Below are 25,343 nucleotides of genomic sequence, written 5' to 3'. Positions count from 1 at the left end.
GTCCTAGCCGCGCGGCCGGTAGCGCCGCATCACCTCCTGCAGCCGGTCGAGCGGCAGGGCGTGGGCGGTGCGGCCGTGCAGGCCGACCGTGGTCTCGGCCGCGGTCATGGCGTTCAGGATTGCCTCCTCCGTCGCTTCGGCGGCGGCCTGGAACAGGCCGGTCATGCCGTCCGGGGCCAGCATGCGCACGGAGCTGATCCGGTCGTTGGCGCTTGGCCGGTTGGCGGTGGAGAAGGCCAGGAAGATGTCGCCGCTGCTGTTGGCGCCGATGCCGCCGACCCAGGCGAGGCCGGTGGTGGCGCGCCGGGCCAGCCGCTGGCACTGGATGGGCAGCAACGGCGCGTCGGTGGCGAGGACGACGATGATGGAGCCGGCGTCGGTGGGCATGTCGCGATGCGAGGGTACGACATCCGCGCCGATCTCGCGCCCCACCGGCACGCCGTCGACGCGCAGCAGCGCGCGGGCGCCGTAGTTCGCCTGCACCAGCGCGCCGACCGTATAGGCGGCGCCGTCCACCTGGACCACGCGCGAGGCGGTGCCGGTGCCGCCCTTGAACTCGTGGCAGATCATGCCGGTGCCGCCGCCCACATTGCCCTCGGCGACCGGACCGGTGGCGGCCGCGTCCATCGCCTGCAGCGCCAGTTCGGTGGTGACCGGGAAGCTGGCGCTGTCGCTGAGCCAGCCGTCATAGGTCTCGGCGGCCACCGGCAGGTGCCAGGGCTGCGGCGCGTCGTCGCGCACCGCCAGCGCGCAGATGGCGTCGCGCACCAGGCCCACGGAGTACGTGTTGGTGATGCAGATGGGGGCGCTGATCAGGCCCTGTTCGGCGACCCAGGCGAGGCCGGTCATCTCGCCGTTGCCGTTGAAGGAATGGCTGCCGGCGAACACCCAGTCGGTCCAGATCTCCGGCCCGCGCGGCCAGATGGCGGTGACGCCCGTGCGCACGGGGGCCGGCGTGTCGCGCACCAGGGTGGCAAAGCCCACGCGCACGCCGGCGACATCGGTGATGGCGTTCCAGGGGCCGGGCGGCAGTTGCCCGGTGACGATGCCCAGATCCCGCAGGCGTGCGCGTGCCATCAAGCTCTCCCGTGCCGTTGCGACGACGATTCCAACAGGCACATCTATGCCGCGGGTTTCAGCGGCACGGCAACCCAGCGCGGGCCACTCTCGTCGGAGAACATCACCAGCAGGTGCCGGCGGCCCTCGGCGCGGGCGGCATGGACGGCGGCTTCGAGGTCGGCCGGGGTGCCGATCGGTTTCAGCGACGCCTTCACCACGACGTCGCCGGCGGTGATGCCCATGTCGGCCGCGATGCTGTTCGGCGCGACGCGGGTGACGACCACGCCCTTCTGCCTTGGCGGGATCTTGTATTTGGCGCGTATGGCGTCGGTGATGGGAGCGAGCGTCAGGCCCAGGTCGGAGCGTTCCTGGCGCGGCAGGGGCGGCGGCATGATGACCTCGGCCGTGCTCGTGGCGCGCGGATTCTCGGCCCACGGGACCTGGATGGTCACCTCCTGGCCGTCGCGCCAGTAGACCAGCGCCGCGACCTCGTCGAACGGCGTGCCGCCGACGGCGCGGTTGTAGTGGCGCACATTGGGGATGGGCCGCTCGCCGATCTTCAGGATCACGTCGCCGTCGCGCAGTTGCGCCTGGGCGGCCGGGCTGGCGTCATCGACGGCCGTCACCAGCACGCCGGTGGCGGCCTGCAGGCCCAGGGCATCGGCGATTGCCGGCGTCACCGGTTGCACATGCGCGCCCAGATAGCCTGCGCGGACGCGCCCGTATTGCTTGAAATGGTTGAGCACGAACTGGGCGTCGTTGCCGGGCAGCGCGAAGGCGAGGCCGATCGATCCGCTGTCGCTGCTGCTGCTGCTGGGGGTGAAGATGGAGTTGCTGACGCCGATCACTTCGCCGTCGACGTTGAACAGGGGGCCGCCGGAATTGCCGGGGTTGGTGGCGGCATCGGTCTGCAGGAAGGCGTCGAACGGGGTTTCCTGGATGTCGCGGTCCAGCGCGCTGACGATGCCGGAGGTGACGGTGCTGCCGAGGCCGAGCGGGTTGCCGATGGCGATCACCAGATCGCCCACGCGCACGCTTTCGCTGTCACCCCATTTTATCGTCGGCAGCGGATGGCCGGCATCGATCTTCAGCAGGGCCAGGTCGATCGGCGCCTTGTACAGCACCTGCGCGCGATACTGGTTGCCGTCGAACAGGGTGACGGTGATCTCGACAGCCGTGTCGATCACGTGCCGAGCGGTCATGATGATGCCCGAGGGCTCGATGACGAAGCCCGAGCCCAGGCTCTTCCTGCGGCTCGCGGCGGCGGCCGCACCGGGCTTGCCCGGGGTAGGCGGGGCTTGCACGACCTTGATGGTGGATATGTTCACCACCGCGGGCAGCAGGCCCGGGATCAGTTCGGCGAGGCCCGAAACCGGCTCGGCCGCCGTGGCGGGCCAGGGCGCGAGCGGGGCGGAGAGGGCGAGAGCGGCGGCGCAGACGAGGGCCCGAAGGGTCAAGCAGCGCATGGCGGTGATTCCTTGCGGCTGGGGCGGAACTGGGCAGTGCCGTGAGGATCACTATAGCGGCGGCGGGCAGGCACATTTCAAGCGGGCGCGCACAGGCAGCCCGGGTTCGCGAAGTGCTGGCAGGCGCCGGTTTATGCGCTATCGTTCGCCCAGCGAGATCATGATCGGCGGGAGCGGACGGATGGCGCGGGCGGCGACGAAATGGCTGGACGGATCCATCGTGGCGACGCGCGGCGTCGGGTGGGCACGCAAGCCCAGGCTGCACGCGCTCTCCGAGGCGGTGCAGGGGAAATACCACTACACGATCGGCCCCTATTCGGACCCGGTGCTGTACGTGCAGCCCGGCGATCGCATCCGCATCGAGACGCGCGATGCCTTCGAGGGGGCGATCCGCACGGAGCGCGACAAGCCGACGAAGCGGCTGCGGATGCCTTTCGTCAATCCGCAGAACGGTCCGATCATGATCGAGGGCGCCGAGCCAGGCGATGCGCTGGCGGTGCATATCGAGAGCATGCTGCCGCGCGGCGAGAACCCGCGCGGCACGTGCTGCATGATCCCGCATTTCGGGGCGCTGACCGGCACCACGCTGACGGCCACGCTGAACCCGCCGCTGCCGGAACTGACGCGCAAGGTGCATGTGGACGAGAAGCAGGTGCGCTGGAGCGAGCGGGTGACGCTGCCGTACAACCCGCATATCGGCACGCTGAGCACGTCGCCGGAGATCGATTCCATCAGCACGCTCACCCCCGACAGCCATGGCGGCAACATGGACCTGCCGGACATGGGGCCGGGCAGCATCACCTATCTGCCGGTGCGCGCCGAGGGGGCCCGGCTGTTCATCGGCGACGCCCATGCCTGCCAGGGCGACGGCGAGGTGTGCGGCACCGCAGTGGAGTATGCGTCGACCACCACCATCCGCGTCGATGTGATCAAGGGATGGACGCTCGATTGGCCGCGGCTGGAGCGCGAGGACTTCATCATGACGATCGGCAGCGCCCGGCCGCTGGAGGACGCGGCGCGGATCGCCTATCGCGAGCTGGTGCTGTGGATGGAGGCCGAGTACGGTTTCGACCGCTGGGACGCCTACATGATGCTGAGCCAGTGCGGGCGGGTGCGGCTTGGGAATTTCGTCGATCCGAAATACACGGTGGGCGCCGGCATCCTGAAGAAATACCTGGCGCCGGCCTGAACGAGACGGGGGGCGACAATGGATCTGGGACTGGCGAGCCCGGCCGCGAGCTTCATCACCGGCACCAATCTGCTGGTGGATGGCGCTCGGACCCGCGGGGTGCAGTTCTGACCGGCTGACCGCGTGCGCCGCTGCCGGCGAGAGGCCTCGCGCTTGCGCCAGCCAGTGGATTATGGTGGCCCTTAGAATCGATTCTGGGAGGGAACCATAACCATGAAAAGACGGGATTTTCTTGCCGGCGGCGCGGCGGCGCTGGGGGCAGCGTCGGCCGGCCTGCCATGTCCGGCGGTGGCCCAGCCGGTCGGGGCGCGGACCTTGGCGTTCATCCCGCAGGCCAACCTCACCAGCCTCGACCCGATCTGGACCACGGCCACCGTCACCCGCAATTACGGGTTCATGGTGTTCGATACGCTCTACGGCCTGGACGCCAAGCTGAACCCGCTGCCGCAGATGGCCGAGGGCCATGTCATCGAGGACGACGGCAAGCGCTGGACGATCAAGCTGCGGCCGGGGCTGATGTTCCACGACAACACGCCGGTGCTGGCCAGCGACTGCGTGGCCTCGCTGCAGCGCTGGATGAAGCGTGACGGCGTCGGCCAGACCATCGCCGGGCGGATGGACGCGCTGGAGGCGCCGGACGACCGCACGCTGGTGTTCCGGCTGAAGAAGCCGTTTCCGGCGATGCCGTTCGCACTGGCCAAGACCCAGCCCAGCCCGCCGTTCATCATGCCGGCACGGATCGCCGCGGGCGATGCCTTCAAGCAGATCACCGAGGTGATGGGCAGCGGCCCGTTCCAGTTCGTGCAGAAGGAATATGTCTCGGGCAGCCTGGCGGTGTTTTCCAAATTCGCCGGCTACAAGCCGCGCGAAGATACGCCGAGCTTCACCGCGGGCGCCAAGCGCGCCTTGGTCGATCGGGTGGAATGGCGGGTGATCCCGGACGCCGCGACCGCGAACAACGCGCTGCGCACGGGCGAGGCGGACTGGATCGAGATCCCGCTGCCGGACCTCATTCCGCAGTTGAAGGCCGACCGCGGCGTGGTGGTGGACCGGCTGGACCCGTACGGCCTGTATCCGGTGCTGCGCCCCAATCATGCCATCGCGCCCACCAGCAACCGCGCCCTGCGCCAGGCGATGCTGGCGGCGGTCAACCCGGTGGAGGTGATGCAGTCCTTCATGGGCGACGACGCCAGCACCTATCACGCGCCGATCGGCTGCTTCCTGCCGGGAACGCCGTACGAGAACACGGCGGGCATGGATCGCCTGGGCGGCAAGAAGAGCGTGGCGGAAATCCAGGCCATGCTGAAGAGCGGCGGCTACAACAACGAGCGCGTGCTGCTGATGCACCCGACCGACCAGCCGTTCTACGACGCGATGTCGCAGGTGGTGTCGGCGCAGTTGAAGCGCGTCGGCATCAACATCGACGACGTGCCGATGGACTGGGGCACGGTGGTGCAGCGGCGCGCCAAGCGCGACCCGCTGGAGAGCGGCGGCTGGTCGTTGTTCTGCACGTCGTTCCCGGCGGTGGACTACCTCGATCCGCTCTCCGCGCCGGGCCTGCGGGCGAACGGCGTGAAGGGCTGGTATGGCGCGCCGGAGATCCCGAAGCTGGAGGCGCTGCGCGAGGCCTGGATCGACTCGCCGGACCTGGCCGAGCGCAAGCGGCTGGCGACCGAGATCCAGGCCCTGGCGTTCGAGGAAGTGATGTTCATCCCGCTGGGCAACTACCTGCAGTCGGCGGCGTGGCGGAAGAACATCACCGGCCATCTGAAGGGGCCGGTGCCGGTGTTCTGGAACGTCGAGAAGGCCTGATGAGCGGCGCGGCGTGGGGCAGGGCCCCTACGCCGCGACGTGAAGGTGGCAGGAGACGAAGTGGCCCGGCGCCGCTTCCTGCAGCACCGGCGCCTCGACGCGGCAGCGCGCCTCGGCATAGGGGCAGCGCGTGTGGAAGGCGCAGCCGGGCGGCGGCTTCATCGGGCTCGGGACGTCGCCTTCCAGCACCCGGCGGCGGCGCTTCAGGCGCGGGTCCGGCACCGGCACGGCGGACAGCAGCGCTTCCGTGTACGGGTGCAGCGGGTTGAGGAACAGCGAGGTCTTGTCGGTGTATTCGACGATCTTGCCGAGATACATCACGGCGACCCGGTGGCTGATATGCTCGACCACTGCGAGGTCGTGGGCGATGAACAGGTAGGACAGCCGCTTCTGGCGCTGCAGGTCCATCAGCAGGTTGATCACCTGCGCCTGGATGGACACGTCGAGGGCCGAGACCGGCTCGTCGCCGATGATGAGCCGCGGATCGAGCGCGATCGCGCGGGCGATGGACACGCGCTGGCGCTGCCCGCCGGAGAACTGGTGCGGGAAGCTGCGCATCTGCGCGGGGCGCAGGCCGACCTGCTCGAACAGGGCGGCGGTGCGCTCCTCGGCGGCGCGGCCGCGGGCGACGCCGTGCACCAGCAGCGGCTCGCGCACGATGTCGCCGGCGGTCATGCGCGGATTGAGCGAGGAAAACGGGTCCTGGAAGATCATCTGCATCTGTCGGCGGAACGGCCGCAGCTCCGCCTTGCCCAGATGCGTGATGTCCTGGCCTTCGAGCGTGATGGTGCCGTCGGTCGGCTCGATCAGGCGCATCACCGCGCGCGCGACGGTGGACTTGCCGCAGCCGCTTTCGCCCACCAGCCCCAGCGTCTCGCCTTCGCCGATCGAGAAGCTGACGCCGTCGACGGCGAAGACCTGGCCGACGGTGCGGCGCAGCAGGCCCTTGCGCACGGGGTAATGCTTCTTCAGGCCGGTGACGGCGATGATCGGCTTGCCGGCGTCGCTCATGCGCCGGCTCCGTACAGCCGCTCGGAGTGCCAGCACGCCACCCAGTGCCCGCGGCGCGGCTGCGTGTAAGGCGGGAAGGCGGCCCGGCACTGCGCGTCGGCGAAGCGGCAGCGGGGGGCGAAGGCGCAGCCGGTCGGAAGGTTGGTGAGCGGCGGCACCATGCCCGGGATCTCCTGCAGGCGTTCCTGCGCCGCTTGCACCTGGCCGCTCATGATCGCGAGGCGCGGGACCGATGCCAGCAGGCCGTGGGTGTAGGGATGCAGCGGCTCGGCGAACAAGGCGCCGACATCGGCCTCCTCGATCTTCCGGCCGGCATACATCACGATCACGCGCTGGGCGGTTTCCGCGACCACGCCCAGGTCGTGCGTGATCAGGATGACCGCCGTGCCGAGATCCTGCTGCAGCCGCAGGATCAGCTCCAGGATCTGCGCCTGGATGGTGACGTCCAGCGCCGTGGTCGGCTCGTCGGCGATCAGCACCTTCGGGTTGCAGGCCAGCGCCATCGCGATCATGGCGCGCTGGCGCATGCCGCCGGAAAGCTGGTGCGGAAATTCGCGCGCCCGCTGGGCGGGTTCGGGGATCTTCACCCGGCGCAGCATCTCCACCGCCTTGTCGGCCGCGGCGGCGCGCGAAAGATCCTGGTGCAGCCGGATGGCTTCGCTGATCTGGCTGCCGACGGTCAGCACCGGGTTCAGCGAGGTCATCGGCTCCTGGAAGATCATCGACATCTCGTTGCCGCGCACGCCGCGCATCTGCGCCTCGTCCAGCTTCAGCAGGTCGCGGCCGTCAAGCGTCACGCTGCCGCCGACGATGCGGCCGGGCGGCGAGGGGACCAGGCGCATGATCGAGAGCGCCGTGATGCTCTTGCCGCAGCCGGATTCGCCCACCACCGCCAGCACTTCGCCACGCGCCACCGAGAACGACACGTCGTCCACGGCGCGCAGCAGGCCCTGGCGAGTGAAGAACATCGTGCGCAGGCCGGCAACGTCCAGCACCGGGGGCATCGGGTCGTGCGTGTCCATCAGCCGCGTTCCCGCGGGTCGAGGATGTCGCGCAAGGCGTCGCCCAGGAGATTGGTGCCGAACACCACCAGGCTGATGGCGAGGCCGGGGAAGATGACGAGCCAGGGCGCGGTGCGGATGTATTCCGCGGCGGATTCCGACAGCATCCGGCCCCAGGAGGGATGCGGCTCGGGGATGCCGAGGCCGAGGAAGGAGAGCGAGGCTTCGGTCAGGATCGCGGCACCCAGCTGCGCGGTCGCCAGCACGATCAGCGGGGCCACGGTGTTGGGCAGGATGTGCCGGGCGGCGATGCGCAGCTCGCTCATGCCGATCGCCTGTGCCGCCTCGACGAAGGCGAGCTCGCGCAGTGCCAGCGTGTTGGAGCGGATGACGCGGGCGATCGCCGGGATCAGCGGAATGGAAATGGCGAAGATCGTGTTCCACAAGGACGGGCCGAGTGCGGCCGCCATCACCAGGGCCAGCACCAGCAGCGGCAGCGCCTGCAGGATGTCCATGACGCGCTGGGCGATGAGATCGACCCAGCCGCCGAGATAGCCGGAGACGAGGCCGACCACGACGCCAAGCGCGCAGCCAAGGCCGGTGGAGCCGAGGCCGACAGCGAGCGAGATGCGTGCGCCATAGACGATGCGGCTGTAGATGTCCCGGCCCATGTAGTCTGCACCCAGCCAATGCGCGCGGCTCGGCGCCGCCAGCGACAATGCCGCGTCCGTGCTGAGCGGGCTGTAGGCGGTGATGAAGTCGGCGAAGAGGGCGGCGAGCACGAACAGCGCCATGATGACGGCGCCGATGGCGCCCAGCGGATAGCGCCGCAGGAAATACGCGGTCTGTCCGAAGGCGCCCTGTGCGCTCGCCCCCGCCTTCACCAGCTCTGAATCATACTCGGTGCTGTGCATCCGATCTGGGTCCGTTATGGAGGGTCTAGCCGGAATAGCGGATGCGCGGGTCGAGCACGGCGTAGAGCATGTCGACGATGAAATTCACCACGACCACGACGACGGCGATGAACATCACCAGGTTCTGCACGATCGGATAGTCGCGCGTGCGGATGGCCTCCACCAGGAAGCGGGCGACGCCGGGAATGTTGAAGACCGTCTCGGTCACGATCAGGCCGCCGATCAGGAAAGCCGCTTCCAGTCCGATGACCGTGACCACCGGCAGCATCGCGTTGCGCAGCGCGTGGTGGTAGTTCACGCTCGATGCCGATGCACCCTTGGAGCGTGCCGTGCGGATATAGTCCTGGCGCAGGACTTCGAGCATCGACGAGCGGGTGAGCCGCATCACCAGCGCCGAGCTGCGGAACCCCACCGCGGCCGCCGGCGCGGCATACAGCAGCAGTTCGTCCCACAAGGTGGCCGGGGGTTCGGTATAGATCGGCATGTCGCCGAACCAGGCGACGAATCCCATCAGCATCAGCAGGCCGAGCCAGAACGACGGCAGCGACAACCCGCTGAGACTCAGCACGCGCAGCACATAGTCGGCGGCGGAGTTCTGCCGCACCGCGCTGATCACGCCGAACGGCACGCCGATCAGCACCGAGAACGCCAGCGCCATCGCCGCCAGCTTGGCGGTGACGGGAATGCGCGGCGCGATCTCGGCAATGGCCGGTTTCTCGGAGACGTAGGAATAGCCGAGATCGCCGTGCACCAGCCCGCCGATCCAGGCTGCGTATTGCTGGGGTATCGGCAGGTCGAGGCCCAGCTCCTTCTCGATCTTCACTTTCTCCGCCGGATTGACCATGCCGGCGGAGTCGAAAAGGATGTCCACGATGTTGCCGGGCACCACCCGCAGCAGCACGAAGATGATCACGGATATGCCGAACAGCGTCAGCAGCATCAGGCCGAAGCGTCTGACCAGATAGGCGCCCAAAAGCTCTCTCCCTCACCTGGCCGGCCCCGGATGGAGCCGGCCCTGCCCGCCGGTAGCGGCTATCGGTCGAGCCAGAGGTCTTCGAAGCGGTAGCCGTTGTAGGAGCTGTTCACCATCGGCGTGAAGCCATGCACGTCCGGCTGCCAGCAGACACCGGCTTGGATGTGCAGGATGATCGGCCGCGCCACATCGTCCTGCAGCTTGCGGTCGATCTCCCACACCAGCTTCTTGCGCGCCTCAAGGTTGGTCTCCGCGGATTGCTTGTCGAACAGCTTTTCCAGTTCTGGGTTGCAGTACTGGGTGTAGTTGCGCTCCGACTTGCAGGCGTAGTTCTCGTAGAAGGTCTGGTCCGGATCGTCGACGGCGTTGCCGGTCAGGTTGAGGCCGACCGAATAATCCTTGCGCGCCACCTTGGCGAACCAGGTGCTGGTTTCCACCACGTCCAGCTCGGCGTCGATGTAGATCTCCTTGAGCTGATCGATCAGGATCACGGCGGGATCGCGATAGGAGGGGATGTTGCGGGTGGAGACCTTCATCTTCAGCCGCTTGTTGGGGCCGTAGCCGAGCCGCTCCATGATGGCGCGGGCCTCAGCGCGGTTCTTCTGCACGTCGGGATCGTAGCCGACCATCGTCTTGATCATGTCAGGCGGCATGCCCCAGACGCCGGCGGGCTGCGGCAGCATCGAGCCGCCGATGTCGGACTTGCCTTCGGAGAGGATGTCGATGAAGGCCTGGCGGTCCAGCGTCAGCGCCATCGCGCGGCGGATGTCGGCATTGTCGAAGGGCGGCATTTCGCGATTGACGATCAGGTTGGTACTGACATTCGTCGGCCCGAACGAGCAGATGGCCTTGGGCGCCTGGGCGCGGATGTCCTTCAGGATCGGGGCAGTGACCTCGGTGGGGAAGGTCATGTCGATCTTGCCGGCGATGAAGGCCAGCATCGCCGTGGAGCGGTTGGTGATGATCGGGAACTCGAGGCCGTCGAGATAGGGCCGCCCGGGCTTCCAGTAGTTCGGATTGCGTACGAGCTTGATCGACTCGTTCTGCTTGAACTCGACGAACTTGAACGGCCCGGTGCCGATCGGATGCACGCGCATGTCGCGCGCCGAGACATGGCAGGGATAGATCGGCGTGTAGCCGGAGGCGAGCAGGGCCAGCAGCGAGGGCTGCGGCCGGTTGACGCGGAACGTGGCCTCGAAATCGCCGTTCGTGGTCACGTCGGCGACGTTCTGGTACCAGGTCTGGCGCGGGTTCTTGCGGAACTTGTCGGTGGCCTTGTCCATCAGCAGGTCGAAGGTGCACTTCACGTCCTTGCTGGTGAACGGCTTGCCGTCATGCCACTTCACCCCTTCGCGCAGCTTGAAGGTCAGGCGCAGGTTGTCCGGACTCCAGGCCCAGCTCGTGGCGAGTTCGGGCACGATGGAGTCCAGGCTGTTCTGCGGCACGTCCTGCTTGTAGATGACCAGGTTGTTGAACACGGCCATGAACGGCACGTTGGTGGAGTAGGTCGCTTCCTCATGGATGGAGGCGCTGGCCGGGCTGTCGCGCTGGTAGATCTTCAATATGCCGCCGCGCTTCGGCTCCTGCGCATGCAGGGTGGTCGCGGCCAGCAGCCCCGCGACCATCGTCGCGGCGGCCAAGAGGCGTGTCGGTGTTCCCAGCATCGAAATCGAATCCCCCCCTTTTTATTTTCGTTGGCCGGCTGTTGTTTGCGCCGGTCGCTTGCTTGACTGGCCTCGTGGTCCCCGCGATCCGTCCGCCGCTCCTGGCCCGGGCAATAGGCCCGTCGATCATCCCGGCAACTGCGTTCGTTTCCGCAGCAATGCCGGCATCAGGGCATCGGACGCGGCTCCTGCGGGGCACGCGCCGTGGTCACGATATCACAGCCGCGTCAATCAGCCAATTCGGTCGGGTCGGTACGGACGCACGGTTGCTGCCGGTGCCGCATGCCACGCCATGTGGTTACGGCTTCGTGGCCTTCGATCCGCGCTGATTGTGGAGGCACCGCGTGAAATACTATGGAATTCGAGACACGCACTGTCGCGCCCGCGTTCATTGCGGGAAGTGCATACTCATTGCGTGGCGCGCTTCGGCCAGCCCGACCATCGGGATGCAGGCAGAAGAAACGACCTGCGCTGATCCTGCTCGCGATACGATCCGCAGGCCGGGCGCCGGCAACGTGATCGTCGACGAACCGATATGGGATAGGCGCCGGGACATCCCGACCACGCCCGGCGTGACGCCGATCGCCAGCGAGAACGCCTGTTGCGTTCTGTCGCGGCCATCGTCCGGGTGCAGATCCGCCACCGCGACGGCACGCGGTCGGACCTCGCACCCCGCGGCAATGCGCAAGTGGTGGGCACCGACACGCTGGCGATCTCGAGTTGCAGGTGCATTACGACGTGAACCTGCCCCGCGACCTGCCCGCCCGGGGCACGCTCGCGCCTGGCGGGCTGGCGGTAGCGGGGATACCGGGGGCCGCGCAGGTTGGGCCCCACGACGGCCTGGTGTTGCTGCAGGGCGCTGCGTCGCCCAGCCGGAAAGCGGGGTGCTGCACCTGGCCGTGCCGGCGACCGGGCTGGATGGCGCGCTCCTTTATACCTGCTGCGGCTGAATGCCTACAAACGGACCATCGTCAACTGCTACTATGGCCGTGACGGTCACGCGAACGACAGCGAGACGAGCTTCACCGTCATCGTGTGAGGCGGCCTGCCAACGCCGCCGTCCGCGCGGACGGCGGCGTTGGGGCGGGGGGGGCGGGACGATCGGGCCGATGAGCCTTGCATGGTTGCTGGTGGGTGTGCTGTGCGTCTGGCGGCTGACGCATCTGCTGGTGGTCGAGCACGGTCCGTGGCGCGTCATGGCGCGCTTGCGGGCGCGGCTCGGGGGCGGGTTCTGGGCCGGCCTGTTCGACTGCTTCTACTGCCTCAGCCTGTGGATCGCCGCCCCGGTTGCCTGGCTCGTGGGCGACGGCGCGCTGGCGCGGCTGCTGCTGTGGCCGGCGCTGTCGGGCGGGGCGATCCTGCTGGAGCGCGCGATGGCCGGGCGCACGGAGAGCGGCACGGCAATCTATGCCGAGGACGCCGGCGCAGAGAGGGAGGGGAGCGATGGGGTGCTGCGGTAGACGCGTTCTGTCCGAAACGGCCGCGGCTCCGCCGCGGCCGGTGCCTGCGTCGCCGGCAGGGGCGTTGCGCGCGGCCGTGCCGCAGCGGCTCGCCTATCTGGTGTTCGAATATGTCGGCCGCACCGGCATGACCGTCATCGGCGGCGCCAGCGGCCGGCGCTACCGGTTCGATCGGCCCGGTGCGAAGGTGGCGGTGGAGCCGGCCGACAAGGCCTCGCTCGCCGGCGTGCCGAATCTGCGGCTGAGCGCCGGCCCGCTCTGAGCCGCCGGACGCGTTGCGGCGCTGCAGCCCGGGGGTTACCTTCCCGGCCATTCGTTCGTGGGAAACCGGTGCAGATACGCCATGCCCAGGCAGCGTGGCGCGCACGGGATCAGGGAGTATGCATGTCCAACGGTTCCGGCCTGCCAGTCCTCGCGGTGGAAGGGCACCGCGCCACCATCCGGCTCAATCGCCCGGAGGTGCACAATCGGATCGAGCCCGAGGACATCGGCGAACTGATGGCGCTGCTGGATCGCGTCGAGGCCGATCGCGGGCTGCGCGTGCTGGTGCTGACCGGAACCGGAAAATCATTCAGCTCCGGCTTCAACATCGGCGAGATCGGCGCCGCCCCCGGCCCGAATTCGACGCCGGGATTCGAGGTGCTGACCGACCGGATGGAGCGCTGCCGGCTGCCGACCATCTGCGCGCTGAACGGCGGCGTGTATGGCGGTTCCACCGACCTGGCACTGGCCTGCGACTTCCGCGTGGGTGTCACCGGGATGTCGATGTTCATGCCGGCCGCGCGGCTCGGGCTGCACTACTATCCCGGCGGCATGCGGCGCTATGTCAGCCGGCTGGGCGTGGACACGGCGAAGCGGTTGTTCCTGCTGGGCCAGAAGGTCGATGCGCAGGAGCTGCTGCGCATCGGCTTCCTTACCGATCTGGTGGCCCCGGCGGCGCTGGAGGCGGCGGTGGGGGCGCTGGCGGACACACTGGCGGCGAATGCGCCGTTGGCGGTGCAGGGGATGAAGAAGGCGCTGAACAGCCTGGCCCGCGGTGACGCCGACCTCGCGGAGATCGAAGCGGCGGCACAGGCGAACCGGCGTTCCGCGGACCTGGCCGAAGGGCAGCGCGCCTGGATGGAGAAGCGCACGCCCCGTTTCATCGGGGCCTGATCGGCTCACGCCGCCCGGGGCCGCGGTGTCGTCGCCCGGTCGAGGACCCGGAAGGCGCCCATGCCCGCCAGCATCGCGGCGACGAAAACTGCCGCCTGCCAACCGCCGAAGGCGAGCGACGCCACCGCGGGCCCAGGGCAGTAGCCGACCAGCCCCCAGCCGATGCCGAACAGCATTGCGCCGATGACAAGCCGGGAATCCACCCCGGTCCTGGCCGGTCCGGAAAACGCGGGCGCACAGAGTGGCGCCGGGCGGTGCCGTGCGACGGCGAACCCGGCGGCGGCCACCGGGATCGCGGCTGCCATGACGAAGGCGAGGCTCGGGTCCCAGGCGCCGGCAAGGTCGAGGAAGCCGAGCACCTTGGCCGGGTTGATCATGCCCGAGACGGTCAGGCCGAGCCCGAACAGCAGGCCGGATGCGAGGGCGGCCAGGAAACGAGGCATGGTGTCAGCCTCCAGCCACGTGGCGGGTGAGGAAGACGGTCGCTGCGGCGGCAGCCATGAACAGGCTGGTTGCCACCACCGAGCGCCGGGACAGGCGGGCGAGGCCGCACACGCCATGGCCGCTGGTGCAGCCGCCGCCGAGTCGCGTGCCGAAGCCGACAAGCAGGCCCGCCACGACCAGGGTGGCGGGCCCGGCCTGGATGGCGACGGCCGGGGCACCGGCCGCAACTGCGTAGAGCAACGGTGCCGCGACCAGCCCGGCCAGGAAGGTGAGCCGCCAGCCCAGATCGTTGCCTGACGCGCCGCCGAGGATGCCGCTGATGCCCGCGATGCGCCCGTTGGTGATCCAGAGCAGCGCCGCCGACAGGCCGATGAGCGCGCCGCCTATGGCGGCCGGGACGGGCGTGAAGTTCTCCATGGGTACCTCTCAGGAGGGCGCCGTGCCCGGCGCGCAGAACAGGCGGTAGAGTTCGGCCAGGATCGGCCGCACGCGCGCCGAAGCGATGCGGTAATGGATGACGACGCCTTCGCGCCGGGTCGCCACCAGACCCTCCTCGCGCAGCGTGGCGAGGTGGCGCGAAAGGTTCGACTGGGTCAGGCCGAGCCGCCGGACCAGATCGCCCACCGATGTCTCGCCTTCCAGCAGGGCGCACAGGATCATCAGGCGATGGCGGCTGGCGAGGGAGCGGAGGAACGCTTCCGCTTCGGTCGCGCGGGCCTCCAGGGTCGCTGGGCCCAGGCTCTTCAGGTCTGGCTGGTCCATATTCATGACCAATCAATCATTGATAATTGACGCATATAGGATTGATGCATGGCTCGGCAAGAACAGCGGTTCAGCAGCGAGCGTTCGCGGCCATGCGTAGCGCCCGGAATGCGGCGCTGGGCGGCGGCGCCACGCGTGATCGGCCGCGGCCGGGCAGAGGGGGCAGTGCAAGGGGGTGTTGCTCCGCGCCCTTCGTGCAATCTCTTGACAACAAAGAGGATTAAGGGCGCCGGAAGCGTGGCTGGGGGACCTGGATTCGAACCAAGGCTGCCCGGGTCAGAGCCGGGAGTTCTACCGCTAAACTATCCCCCAATCCGCGGGAGCGGCGAATTAGCACGCACCCTGCGTCCATGCAACACCGCTCTCGGTCGCCCGCGGCGCGCGCATTCCTGACATCCCTCTGAATTGACGCTTGCCGCCACCACATAGGGTGAGAACAATGACAAATGCCTTCGCGTTAGGCCCACAGCATGGTCGAATCCGCCGCCAAACCCGTCGATGCCCGGCCCGCAGATGCACCGTCTGCGGAACCCGCAGCGGCGTGCGTGAGCGGTGCCGAGGGCAAGGCGGCCGATATGCGCTGCCGACCGGCGCCGCCCGCCTTCGCGGCGCTCGACCTTGGCACCAATAATTGCCGGCTGCTGGTCGGGGCCCCGTCCGGCGACGGGTTTCGCGTGCTCGACAGCTTCAGCCGTATCGTCCGCCTGGGCGAGGGGCTCCATCATACCGGCCGGCTGAGTCCCTGCGCCATGGACCGGGCCATCGTGGCGCTGCATGGCTGCGCCGCCCGGCTGGCGCGCCGTCCGGTCCGCGCCGTGCGCGCCATCGCCACCGAGGCCTGTCGCCGTGCGGCCAACGGCGCCGAGTTCCTGGCTCGCGCCCAGTCCGAGACCGGCCTGCATATCGACGTCATCTCCACCCGCGAGGAAGCCGAGCTGGCGCTGGAAAGCTGCGCCCCGCTGCTGCGCGACGGCGGCCGGCGGGCCCTGCTGTTCGATATCGGCGGCGGCTCGACCGAGCTTGCCTGGGTGCGCCTGCCGGACGGCGACGAGGCGCCGCAGCTGATCGGCTATGTCTCCCTGCCCGTGGGCGTCGTCACCGTGGCCGAGCGCTTCGGCGCCGCCGGGCATACGCCGCAAGGATTCCGCGCCATGGTCGAGGACGTGGCCAGCCGGCTGCGGCCGTTCGAGCAGGTGCATTGCATCGGCCAGGAGATCCGCCACGGCGGGGTTCGCCTGCTCGGCACCTCCGGCACCGTCACCACTTTGGCCGGCATCGTGCTGGACCTGCCGCGCTACAGCCGCCCGGCGGTGGACGGCGCGGTGCTGTCGCGCGCTGACGCCGATGCGGCGCTGGCCTGCCTGCGGGCGCTGGGGCGCGAGGGCCTGGCGCAGCACCCCTGCATCGGCCCCGAGCGCGCCGAGTTCGTGCTGCCGGGATGCGCCATCTTTGCCGCCATCCACCGCACCTGGCCGGCCCCGGAAGTGGTGGTGGCCGACCGCGGCCTGCGCGAGGGCATGTTGCTGCGGATGATCCGCGCCGAGCGCGCCCGCGCCCAGCGTCCGCGCCGCCCGACCGCCGCACCCCTGGCGGGGATGCCGCGGCCGGCGTAGGAACCCGCGCATGACCAAGCCACCCGCCAAGGGGCCCGGGGCAGCCCGCGGGCTGACCGTGACTCTCCGCACCGCGCGCAAGCGCAGCACCGCGTCGCAGCTCTGGCTCAAGCGCCAGCTGAACGACCCGTATGTCGCGGCCGCGAAGGCGCAGGGCTGGCGGTCGCGGGCCGCCTTCAAGCTGATCGAGCTGGACGATAAGTTCCACCTGCTGCGCCCCGGCCAGCGCGTCGTCGATCTGGGCGCGGCCCCTGGCGGCTGGAGCCAGGTGGCGGTGCGCAAGGGCGCCGCCCGGGTGCTGGGGCTCGACCTGCTGGCGATCGACCCGGTCCCTGGCGCCGAATTCATCCAGGGCGACTTCAACGATGCGGACATGCCAGGTCGGCTGACCGCGCTGCTGGGCGGCAAGGCCGACCTCGTGCTGTCGGACATGGCGCCCAACACCACCGGGCACGCCGCCACCGACCATCTGCGCATCATCGCACTGGCGGAACTGGCGTTGGATTTCGCCACCCGGATCCTCGCCCCCGGCGGCGCTTTCGTGGCCAAGGTGTTCCAGGGCGGCACCGAGAAGCAGATGCTGGCGCCGATGAAGCAGCTGTTCGTGACTGTCCGCCACGCCAAGCCGCCCGCCAGCCGCAAGGAAAGCAGCGAGCTGTACGTCGTCGCCACGGGCTTTCGCGGCGCATAGCTGCCGCGCGAACCCGCGAATCATCACGGGTCTTTGCTTGCGCCCCATGCCGGGGGCGATTATGTGGAGCCGCCAAGGCGCGGTTCCCGACCCGTTTTCACGTCGGGCGCCCCAGCGGAAAGGTCCGGCCATGGCACCCCCCGATACATCCTCCGGCACGACGTCCCTGCCGCACGGCACGTCGGTGCCGCCAGCGCCGCGGCCCGAAGTCGCATCGCGCATCTCCGAAGCGCTGGCCTTCGACGATGTGCTGGTGGTGCCGGCCTATTCGCAGGTGCTGCCCAGCAGCACGGACACGCGCACCCGGCTGACGCGCACCATCTCGCTGCACATTCCGCTGGTCTCCTCGGCGATGGACACGGTGACGGAAGCGCCCATGGCCATCGCGCTGGCGCAGCACGGCGGCATGGGCGTGATCCACAAGAACCTCGGCATCGACGAGCAGGCCGCCAATGTGCGCCGCGTCAAGAAGTTCGAATCGGGCATGGTGGTGAACCCGGTCACCATCCATCCCGACCAGACCCTGGCCGAAGCCCACGCGCTGATGGCGGCCCACCACATCAGCGGCATTCCCGTGGTGGAGCGCGGCACCGGCCGCCTGGTAGGCATTCTCACCAACCGCGACGTGCGCTTCGCCACCGACCCCGCGCTCAAGGTCTACGAGCTGATGACGCGCGAGAACCTTATCACCGTCGAACCTGGCGTGGGTCCGGACGAGGCGCGCCGCCTGCTGCACCGCCACCGCATCGAGAAGCTGCTGGTGGTGGACGACGCCTATCGCTGCGTCGGCCTGATCACCGTCAAGGACATGGACAAGGCGCAGGCCCACCCGCTGGCCAACAAGGACGAGCTCGGCCGTCTGCGCGTGGCGGCCGCCACCGGCGTGGGCGAGGACGGCCATGCCCGCGCCAGGGCCCTGATCGACGCCGGCGTGGACGTGATCGTGGTCGATACCGCGCATGGCCACTCGGCCGGCGTGCTGGCCGCGGTGGAACGGATCAAGGCGGTCTCCAACGCCGTGCAGGTCATCGCCGGCAACGTCGCCACCCCCGACGGCGCCGCGTCGCTGATCGCGGCCGGCGCCGATGCGGTGAAGATCGGGATCGGGCCGGGCAGCATCTGCACCACCCGCGTGATCGCCGGCGTCGGCGTGCCGCAGTTCTCCGCCGTTCTGGAAACCGCCGCCGTGTGCCACGAGCATGGCGTGCCGGCGATCGCCGATGGCGGCATCCGCACCTCCGGCGACATCGTCAAGGCGATCGGCGCGGGTGCGGACTGCGTCATGATCGGCAGCCTGCTCGCCGGCACCGACGAAGCGCCGGGCGAGGTGTTTCTCTACCAGGGCCGCTCCTACAAATCCTATCGCGGCATGGGCAGCATCGGCGCCATGGCGCGCGGCTCGGCCGACCGCTACTTCCAGCAGGAAATCAAGGATACGCTGAAGCTGGTGCCCGAAGGCATCGAAGGCCGGGTCGGCTACAAGGGCCCGGTTTCCACCGTGCTTCACCAGCTCGTCGGCGGCCTGCGCGCCGGCATGGGATACACCGGCAGCGCCACCATCGACGAACTGCAGCGCAACGCCCTGTTCCGCCGCATCACCGGCGCCGGCCTGCGCGAAAGCCACGTCCACGACGTCGCCATCACCCGCGAAGCGCCGAACTACCGGCAGGAAGGGTAACGGTTGCAGCAGCATGAAGGCCGGGGGCCTTGCCCCCAGTCCAGAATCCGGGCGCGAAGCCCCCGACGGTCCCGCTCATGACCCCCTCTGCCCGTCTTTCGGCCGCCATCGAGCTGGTGGCCGCGGTGGACGCTGCGCCGCGCAAGCCGGCCGATGCGGTGGCCAACGACTTCTTTCGCGATCGCCGCTATATCGGCTCGGGTGACCGGCGCGCCGTATCCGAGCGCGCGTGGGCGGTGCTGCGGGGGCGTCGTCGGCTGGCGTGGTGGCTGGAGCGGGTCGGCGCGCGAGTCAATCCGCGGCTGCTGGTGGCGGCGTCGTTGATCCTGGACGGCTGGACGCTGTCCGGCGTGGCGCAGAGCTTTTCCGGTGGCCGGTTCGGCCCGACTCCGCTGAATCCGGACGAGCAGGCGCAGCTGGCCGAGCTGGAAGGCCACACGCTCGAACATCCGAAGATGCCGCAGGCGGTGAAGCTTGAGGTTCCGGACTGGATCCTGCCGCTGCTGCGGGCGCGTTTCGGCCATGAGTTGAATGCCGAGATGGCGGCGATGGCGCTGCCTGCGCCGCTGGACCTGCGGGTGAACCTGCTGAAGGCGACACTGCCCGAGGTGCAGGCGGCGCTGGCGGGGGAGGGGATCGAGGCGGTGCCGACGGCGCTGTCGCCCTGGGGGCTGCGAGTCGAGGGGCGGCGTCCCGTGAGTACCGGCAAGGCGTTCCGCGACGGGCTGGTGGAGATCCAGGACGAGGGCAGCCAGATCCTGGCCGCGCTGGTGGGCGCAGCACCCGACATGCGGGTGGTGGATTTCTGTGCGGGCGCCGGCGGCAAGACTCTGGCGCTGGCCATGGTGATGGCCAACCGCGGCCATATCGTGGCGTGCGACGTGTCGGCCCCGCGGCTGGACGCGGCAGTGAAGCGGTTGCGGCGGGCCGGCATCCACAATGTGGAGCGGCATCTGGTGGCGCCCGGCGACAAATGGGCCAAGCGCCGTGCCGGCGGATTCGACCGCGTGCTGGTGGACGCGCCGTGCACGGGCACCGGCACCTGGCGGCGCAATCCCGATGCCCGGCTGCGCCTGGTCGAGCAGGACCTGCGGGAACTCGTTCCCAAGCAGGCCGGAATTCTCGAACAGGCATCAAGACTCGTGCGCAAGGGCGGCCGGCTGGTCTACGCTACGTGCTCGGTCCTCCAGGAGGAGAACGAGGCGCAAGTGCAGGCTTTCCTTTCCGCCCATCCCGAGTTTTCGATCGTTCCGCTGGCCGATGCGTGGGCGCTGCCAGGCCAGGCGCCGTGTTCCGGCCCGTTCCTGGCGCTGACGCCGCGGCGGCATGGCACGGACGCATTCTTCGGGGCCGTGCTGGAGCGGGCGACGTGATCACGGTGCGCCGGGCGCGTGCGGCTGATGCGGCGGCGATCGGCGCCGTGCATGTCGCGGCCTGGCGCAGCGCCTATCCCGGCATCCTGCCGGACGATTTCCTGGCCGGCCTGTCCATGCCCCGGCAGGCCGCGCACTACGATGCCGCGATCCGGGCCGGCGTGGGGGTCCACGTGGCGACTGTGTCGGGGCTGGATCTCGGGCGCTCCGGCGGCCCGGCCCGCATCGTCGGCTTTGTCACCGGCGCGCCCGCGCGCATGCCGGGCGGGTTGGCCGAGGGCGAGATCGAGACCCTGTACGTGCTGGACGACTGGCGGGAGCGGGGCCTGGGCCGGCGGCTGATGCGCGCCGCGGCCGCGCATCTGGCGGCTGCGGGCTGCGGCTCGGCCTTCGTATGGGTGCTGCGCGACAACCCCAGCCGCTGGTTCTACCAACGCCTTGGCGGCAAGCCGGCGGCCGAGTCGGTCATTCGGGTCGGCGGCCAGGAGGTGGTGCAGACCGCCTATATCTGGTCGCCCATCGAGAAGCTGGTGCAAGCCACCTCCGCGGCGCCTTGACCGGCGGTTCCATGCCTGGCCACAGCCTTGCGTTTTTAGCGCCTTGCGGCGGCGGCCGAGCCGTGCTGCAAGAGCCTGCACCGTGACCGATAGGGTGCCCCCGCATATGACCGACGCCGCTGCCGACGCCCCCGACGAACCCGGCTCGGACCGCGTCCTGATCCTCGATTTCGGCAGCCAGGTGACCCAGCTGATCGCGCGCCGCCTGCGCGAGAACGGGGTCTACTGCGAGATCTGGCCGTACAATGCCGATCCCGACCGCATCCGCGCCTTTGCCGCAAGCGCGTTCATCCTGTCCGGCGGCCCGGCCAGCGTGCCCGAGGGCGACTCGCCCCGCGCGCCGGACTTGGTGTTCGAGGCCGGCGTGCCCGTCCTGGGGATCTGCTATGGCCAGATGGCCATGTGCGCCCAGCTCGGCGGCGAGGTCGAACAGTCCGACCACCGCGAGTTCGGCCGTGCCTTCGTCGATGTGGCGGAGCCTTGCGCGCTGTTCCGCGGCGTATGGGCGCCGGGGGCGCGCGAGCAGGTCTGGATGAGCCATGGCGACCGGGTGACCAGGCTTCCTCCGGGCTTTCGCGCGGTCGCGACCAGCGAGGGCGCGCCCTACGCCGCCTTCGCCGACGACAAACGCCGCTTCTATGGCCTGATGTTCCACCCCGAAGTGATGCACACGCCGCACGGGGCACAGTTGCTGCGCAATTTCACCCACGAGGTCGCGGGTTGCCGTGGCGACTGGACCATGGGCGGCTTCCGCGAGACCCAGATCGCCCGCATCCGCGAGCAGGTGGGCAGCGGGCGGGTGATCTGCGGCCTGTCCGGCGGCGTCGATTCGTCGGTGGCCGCGGTGCTGATCCACGAGGCGATCGGCGACCAGCTCACCTGCATCTTCGTCGATCACGGCCTGCTGCGCGCCGGCGAGGCGGCGGAGGTGGTCAAGACGTTCCGGGACCGCTTCAACATCCGCCTGGTGCACCGCGACGCGTCCCGCTTGTTCCTGGATGCGCTGGACGGCGTGACCGACCCCGAGGAAAAGCGCAAGACCATCGGCCGGCTGTTCGTCGAGGTGTTCGAGGAGGAGGCGACGAAGCTCGGCGGCGCCGATTTCCTCGCCCAGGGCACCTTGTACCCGGACGTGATCGAGAGCGTCAGCTTCACCGGCGGGCCCAGCGTCACCATCAAGTCGCACCACAATGTCGGCGGGCTGCCGGAGCGCATGCGCATGCGCCTGGTCGAGCCGCTGCGCGAACTGTTCAAGGACGAGGTCCGGGCACTCGGCCGCGAGCTGGACATTCCCGAGAGCATCGTCGGCCGCCATCCGTTCCCCGGCCCGGGGCTGGCCATCCGCATTCCGGGCGCCATCACGCGCGAGAAGCTGGATCTGCTGCGCCGCGCCGACACGATCTTCCTGGAGGAAATCCGCGCCGCCGGCCTGTACGACGCGATCTGGCAGGCCTTCGCGGTGTTGTTGCCGGTGCGCACCGTCGGCGTGATGGGCGACGGACGCACCTACGACATGGCCTGCGCCTTGCGGGCCGTCACCAGCACGGACGGGATGACGGCGGATGTGTATCCGTTCGACATGGCGTTCCTGACCCGTGTCTCCAACCGCATCGTCAATGAAGTGCGGGGCATCAACCGGGTGACATACGACGTCACGAGCAAGCCACCCGGCACAATCGAATGGGAATGAGAAAGATGAGCAGACTTCCGCGTGGCCGCCAGTTCTTCGCCAATCCGGGGCCGACCAACATCCCCGACAGCATCCTGCATGCGGTCGCGCATGTCACCGTCGACTTCAACGACCCCGCCTTCCTGAAAGTCTACGACGCCTGCATCGAAGGCCTGAAGCGGGTGCTGAAGACCAGGCAGCATCTGCTGATGTACACGGCCTCCGGCCACGGCGCATGGGAAGCGAGCCTGGTCAACCTGATGTCGCCCGGCGACCTCGTGCTGATCCTGGAGACCGGCAACTTCTCCGAGAGCTGGGCCCGGATGGCTGAGGGTCTGGGCGTGCGCGTGCAGACCGTGCCGGCCGATTGGCGCCGCGGCATCGACATCGCCGCGGTGCGCGCGGCCCTCGATGCCGACACGGCGCGCGAGATCAAGGCCGTATGCGTGGTGCACAACGAGACCGCCACGGGCATGTCGCTGCCGGTGGGCGAGGTGCGCGCGGCGATGGATGCGGCGTCGCACCCGGCCTTGCTGCTGGTCGATACCATCTCCTCGCTGGGCTCGATCGATTTCCGCATGGATGAGTGGGGCGTGGATTGCGCCGTGGGCGGCAGCCAGAAGGGGCTGATGCTGCCCACCGGCATGAGCTTCACCGGCGTCTCCGACAAGGCGCTGGAGGCGCATAAATCGGCGAAGCTCGCCAAGCACTACTTCAACTGGACGGTGATGCTGGGCCGCCGGCACAAGGGCTTCGTCGGCACCGTGCCGACCACCCTGTTCTACGGCCTGCAGGAATCGCTGCGCCGGATCGAGGAGGAGGGGCTGGAGCAGGTGTTCGCGCGCCACACCCGGCTGGCCGAGGCTGTGCGCCGCTGCGTGCGCCACTGGTCTGGCAATAACGGGCCGCAACTGTTCTGCCTGACGCCCTCCCGCGTTTCCGACTCGGTCACCGCCGTGCTGATGCCCGAGGGGCATGACGCCGAGGCGATCCGCCGGACCTGCATGGGCATGTTCAACGTGTCGCTGGGCGGCGGGCTGTCGCGGCTCAATGGCCAGGTGTTCCGCATCGGCCATCTCGGCGACCTCAACGAGCCGATGGTGCTGGGCACGCTGGCCAGCGTGGAGATGGCGCTGCAGCTCAACGGCGTGCCGCATGCCTCGGGTGGCGTGGCGGCGGCGATGGCGTTTCTGGCCGAGGCGGCGAAGTCCGCCTGACGGTCCGCTTCATACCAGCGGCCATGAAGAATGACCGCTGGTATGAGTCGTTATTTTGCGCGCCGCCGCCCACCAACCCGGCGCGCGATACCAACGGCCGTTGACGATGGAAGGGTCATCGTCAACGGCCGTTGGTATCATTCGGCGTGACTGATGTCAGGGCCGGCCCCCGTGCGGGGGCCGGCCCTGACTGCTTGCGGCCGATGTGTCGGCCCTATCGTCCGCCGGTTCGGTATGGTCATCTGGTGCCGCGGCGCGCCGGCCGCACGTCCGTCGTCCCGAAACGTTCCGGAGAAAATTCAGCCATGCCCGACGCCGCCACGCTTGCCGCCCTCGAGAAAGCCGTCGATGCCAACTGGGACAAGCAGGTGGCCTGGCTGCAGGATCTGGTGCGCTTCCCGAGTCTGCGCGGCAAGGAAGGGCCGTGCCAGGACTGGATCGCGCGCGCGTTCGCCCAGCGCGGTTGGAGCGTGGACCGCTACACGCTCGACCAGGTGGCGATGGACCACCTGCCGGGTTTCTCGCCGGTGATGGACACCGATTACGCGCAGGCCGTGCAGGTGGTGGCCACCGTGCGCGCGCCGGAGCAGAAAGGCCGCAGCCTGATCCTGCAAGGGCACGTCGACGTGGTGCCGGAGGGGCCGGCGGATATGTGGACGCATCCGCCCTATGACCCGGTGATCAAGGATGGCTGGATGAATGGCCGCGGGGCGCACGACATGAAGCAGGGCGTCTCCGCCATGGTGTTCGCCATGGACGCGCTGCGCAGCGCCGGGCTCGCGCCGGCCGCCGATGTGTATGTGCAGACCGTCACCGAGGAGGAGTGCACCGGCAACGGCGCGCTGTCCACGCTGGCGCGCGGCTATCGTGCCGACGCCTGCCTGATCCCGGAGCCGACGGCCAACACCATCACCCGCAGCCATGTCGGCGTGATGTGGTTCCGCCTGCGGGTGCGCGGCGTGCCCGTGCACGTGGCGCACGCGCAGACCGGCACCAACGCCATCCTGGCCGCCTATGGGCTGATCCAGGCGGTGCAGAAGCTGACCGCCGAGATCAACCAGCGGGCCAGGGCGCATCCCTGGTTCAAGGACATCGCCGACCCCGTGAAGTTCAACCCGGGCGTGATCCGTGGCGGCGACTGGGGCAGCTCGACGCCGGCGTGGTGCGAAGTGGATTGCCGCATCGGCCTGCTGCCCGGCACGCCGCTGGAGCAGGCGCGTCAGGAGGTGCTGGACGCGGTCGCCGGTGCGGCGCGCGGCGATTCGTTCATGGCCAACAACCCGCCGGAGGTGATCTGGAACGGCTTCCAGGCCGACGGCTACACCCTCGATCCCGGCAGCGAGGCGGAGCAGGTGCTGGCCGGGGCGCACCAGGCGGTGTTCGGCACGAAGATGCAGGCGCGGCTGGGCACCGGCGTGAACGACACGCGGTTCTACGGGTTGTATTACGGCATCACCGGCCTGTGCTACGGCCCGGCGGGGGAGGGGGCACATGCCTTCGACGAGCGCGCCCACCTGCCCAGCCTGAAGCGGACCACCCTGGCGATTGCCGCCTTCATCGCGGATTGGTGCGGCACGCGGCCGGCATGAAGCGAGGCGTCGGCGCGCGGCCGCCTGCAACGGCCACGCGCCCGCC

24 protein-coding genes and 1 tRNA gene are annotated in these 25,343 nt (G+C 69.2%); 13 read left to right on the top strand and 12 right to left on the bottom strand.

Going from position 1 to position 25,343, the window contains the following annotated elements; all coding sequences use genetic code 11:
* Positions 1-3: 3 nt before the first annotated feature.
* Positions 4-1,077, bottom strand: a complete 1,074-nt coding sequence (locus tag OL599_RS06465) for a DmpA family aminopeptidase (protein ID WP_264712842.1) — start codon at positions 1,075-1,077, stop codon at positions 4-6.
* A gap of 44 nt (positions 1,078-1,121) precedes the next feature.
* Positions 1,122-2,525 (bottom strand): trypsin-like peptidase domain-containing protein, encoded by a 1,404-nt coding sequence (locus OL599_RS06460; protein ID WP_264712841.1) that lies wholly within the window; start codon positions 2,523-2,525, stop codon positions 1,122-1,124.
* 133 nt (positions 2,526-2,658) lie between these two features.
* Between OL599_RS06460 and OL599_RS06455 the strand changes: the two genes are divergently transcribed.
* Together OL599_RS06455 and OL599_RS06450 are read left to right on the top strand one after the other, a co-directional pair.
* Positions 2,659-3,714, top strand: a complete 1,056-nt coding sequence (locus OL599_RS06455) for an acetamidase/formamidase family protein (protein WP_264712840.1) — start codon at positions 2,659-2,661, stop codon at positions 3,712-3,714.
* 213 nt (positions 3,715-3,927) lie between these two features.
* Positions 3,928-5,526 (top strand): ABC transporter substrate-binding protein, encoded by a 1,599-nt coding sequence (locus OL599_RS06450; RefSeq protein ID WP_264712839.1) that lies wholly within the window; start codon positions 3,928-3,930, stop codon positions 5,524-5,526.
* A gap of 27 nt (positions 5,527-5,553) precedes the next feature.
* Here OL599_RS06450 and OL599_RS06445 read toward each other — a convergent pair whose 3' ends face one another.
* From OL599_RS06445 to OL599_RS06420, 6 genes are all read right to left on the bottom strand, one after another.
* Positions 5,554-6,537, bottom strand: coding sequence for an ABC transporter ATP-binding protein (locus tag OL599_RS06445; protein ID WP_264712838.1), 984 nt, complete (start codon positions 6,535-6,537; stop codon positions 5,554-5,556).
* Positions 6,534-7,559, bottom strand: a complete 1,026-nt coding sequence (locus OL599_RS06440; protein WP_264712837.1) for an ABC transporter ATP-binding protein — start codon at positions 7,557-7,559, stop codon at positions 6,534-6,536. The genes OL599_RS06445 and OL599_RS06440 overlap by 4 nt, the downstream gene beginning before the upstream one ends.
* Positions 7,559-8,452, bottom strand: a complete 894-nt coding sequence (locus OL599_RS06435) for an ABC transporter permease (protein WP_264712836.1) — start codon at positions 8,450-8,452, stop codon at positions 7,559-7,561. Before OL599_RS06435 ends, OL599_RS06440 begins: the two co-directional genes overlap by 1 nt.
* A 25-nt stretch (positions 8,453-8,477) precedes the next feature.
* Positions 8,478-9,425 carry an ABC transporter permease gene (locus OL599_RS06430; RefSeq protein WP_264712835.1) on the bottom strand — a complete coding sequence of 316 codons (948 nt, stop codon included), beginning with the start codon at positions 9,423-9,425 and terminating at the stop codon, positions 8,478-8,480.
* A 59-nt stretch (positions 9,426-9,484) separates the two neighbouring features.
* Positions 9,485-11,089 carry an ABC transporter substrate-binding protein gene (locus OL599_RS06425; RefSeq protein WP_264712834.1) on the bottom strand — a complete coding sequence of 535 codons (1,605 nt, stop codon included), beginning with the start codon at positions 11,087-11,089 and terminating at the stop codon, positions 9,485-9,487.
* A 388-nt stretch (positions 11,090-11,477) separates the two neighbouring features.
* Positions 11,478-11,777, bottom strand: coding sequence for a hypothetical protein (locus OL599_RS06420; RefSeq protein WP_264712833.1), 300 nt, complete (start codon positions 11,775-11,777; stop codon positions 11,478-11,480).
* Between the two features lie 421 nt (positions 11,778-12,198).
* On the opposite strand from OL599_RS06420, the gene OL599_RS06415 reads away from it, so the two are divergent.
* The 3 genes from OL599_RS06415 (at position 12,199) to OL599_RS06405 (ending at position 13,704) form a co-directional block, all read left to right on the top strand.
* Positions 12,199-12,549: a hypothetical protein gene (locus tag OL599_RS06415; protein ID WP_264712832.1), complete on the top strand. Its 351-nt coding sequence runs from the start codon at positions 12,199-12,201 to the stop codon at positions 12,547-12,549.
* A gap of 40 nt (positions 12,550-12,589) precedes the next feature.
* Complete coding sequence (locus OL599_RS06410) at positions 12,590-12,811, top strand: hypothetical protein (protein ID WP_264712831.1); 222 nt, start codon at positions 12,590-12,592, stop codon at positions 12,809-12,811.
* Between the two features lie 122 nt (positions 12,812-12,933).
* Positions 12,934-13,704 carry an enoyl-CoA hydratase/isomerase family protein gene (locus tag OL599_RS06405; RefSeq protein WP_264712830.1) on the top strand — a complete coding sequence of 257 codons (771 nt, stop codon included), beginning with the start codon at positions 12,934-12,936 and terminating at the stop codon, positions 13,702-13,704.
* Positions 13,705-13,709: 5 nt separating this feature from the next.
* Here OL599_RS06405 and OL599_RS06400 read toward each other — a convergent pair whose 3' ends face one another.
* The 4 genes from OL599_RS06400 to OL599_RS06385 form a co-directional block, all read right to left on the bottom strand.
* Entirely contained in the window at positions 13,710-14,147 is a 438-nt protein-coding gene (locus OL599_RS06400) for a DUF6691 family protein (protein ID WP_264712829.1), read from the bottom strand.
* A 4-nt stretch (positions 14,148-14,151) separates the two neighbouring features.
* Positions 14,152-14,565, bottom strand: a complete 414-nt coding sequence (locus OL599_RS06395) for a YeeE/YedE family protein (protein WP_264712828.1) — start codon at positions 14,563-14,565, stop codon at positions 14,152-14,154.
* Positions 14,566-14,574: 9 nt separating this feature from the next.
* Complete coding sequence (locus OL599_RS06390; protein WP_264712827.1) at positions 14,575-14,910, bottom strand: ArsR/SmtB family transcription factor; 336 nt, start codon at positions 14,908-14,910, stop codon at positions 14,575-14,577.
* Between the two features lie 238 nt (positions 14,911-15,148).
* Positions 15,149-15,222: transfer RNA gene (locus OL599_RS06385), tRNA-Gln, on the bottom strand.
* Between the two features lie 263 nt (positions 15,223-15,485).
* On the opposite strand from OL599_RS06385, the gene OL599_RS06380 reads away from it, so the two are divergent.
* The 8 genes from OL599_RS06380 (at position 15,486) to OL599_RS06345 (ending at position 25,297) form a co-directional block, all read left to right on the top strand.
* Entirely contained in the window at positions 15,486-16,523 is a 1,038-nt protein-coding gene (locus OL599_RS06380) for a Ppx/GppA phosphatase family protein (protein WP_264713118.1), read from the top strand.
* 10 nt (positions 16,524-16,533) lie between these two features.
* Positions 16,534-17,214 (top strand): RlmE family RNA methyltransferase, encoded by a 681-nt coding sequence (locus OL599_RS06375; RefSeq protein ID WP_264712826.1) that lies wholly within the window; start codon positions 16,534-16,536, stop codon positions 17,212-17,214.
* Positions 17,215-17,344: 130 nt separating this feature from the next.
* Positions 17,345-18,892 carry an IMP dehydrogenase gene (gene guaB, locus OL599_RS06370; RefSeq protein WP_264712825.1) on the top strand — a complete coding sequence of 516 codons (1,548 nt, stop codon included), beginning with the start codon at positions 17,345-17,347 and terminating at the stop codon, positions 18,890-18,892.
* Between the two features lie 77 nt (positions 18,893-18,969).
* The gene (locus tag OL599_RS06365) at positions 18,970-20,265 is read left to right on the top strand and encodes an RsmB/NOP family class I SAM-dependent RNA methyltransferase (RefSeq protein WP_264712824.1); all 1,296 of its coding nucleotides are present in this window, start codon (positions 18,970-18,972) and stop codon (positions 20,263-20,265) included.
* Positions 20,262-20,822, top strand: a complete 561-nt coding sequence (locus OL599_RS06360; protein ID WP_264712823.1) for a GNAT family N-acetyltransferase — start codon at positions 20,262-20,264, stop codon at positions 20,820-20,822. Before OL599_RS06365 ends, OL599_RS06360 begins: the two co-directional genes overlap by 4 nt.
* Before the next feature lie 106 nt (positions 20,823-20,928).
* Positions 20,929-22,512, top strand: coding sequence for a glutamine-hydrolyzing GMP synthase (guaA, locus tag OL599_RS06355; protein WP_264712822.1), 1,584 nt, complete (start codon positions 20,929-20,931; stop codon positions 22,510-22,512).
* A 5-nt stretch (positions 22,513-22,517) separates the two neighbouring features.
* The gene (locus OL599_RS06350) at positions 22,518-23,708 is read left to right on the top strand and encodes a pyridoxal-phosphate-dependent aminotransferase family protein (protein WP_264712821.1); all 1,191 of its coding nucleotides are present in this window, start codon (positions 22,518-22,520) and stop codon (positions 23,706-23,708) included.
* A 305-nt stretch (positions 23,709-24,013) separates the two neighbouring features.
* Complete coding sequence (locus OL599_RS06345; protein ID WP_264712820.1) at positions 24,014-25,297, top strand: ArgE/DapE family deacylase; 1,284 nt, start codon at positions 24,014-24,016, stop codon at positions 25,295-25,297.
* Positions 25,298-25,343 lie beyond the last annotated feature (46 nt).

This window comes from Limobrevibacterium gyesilva (assembly GCF_025989185.1).
GTDB classification, from domain to species: domain Bacteria; phylum Pseudomonadota; class Alphaproteobacteria; order Acetobacterales; family Acetobacteraceae; genus Limobrevibacterium; species Limobrevibacterium gyesilva.
This window is presented reverse-complemented; position numbering and strand designations above follow the sequence as displayed.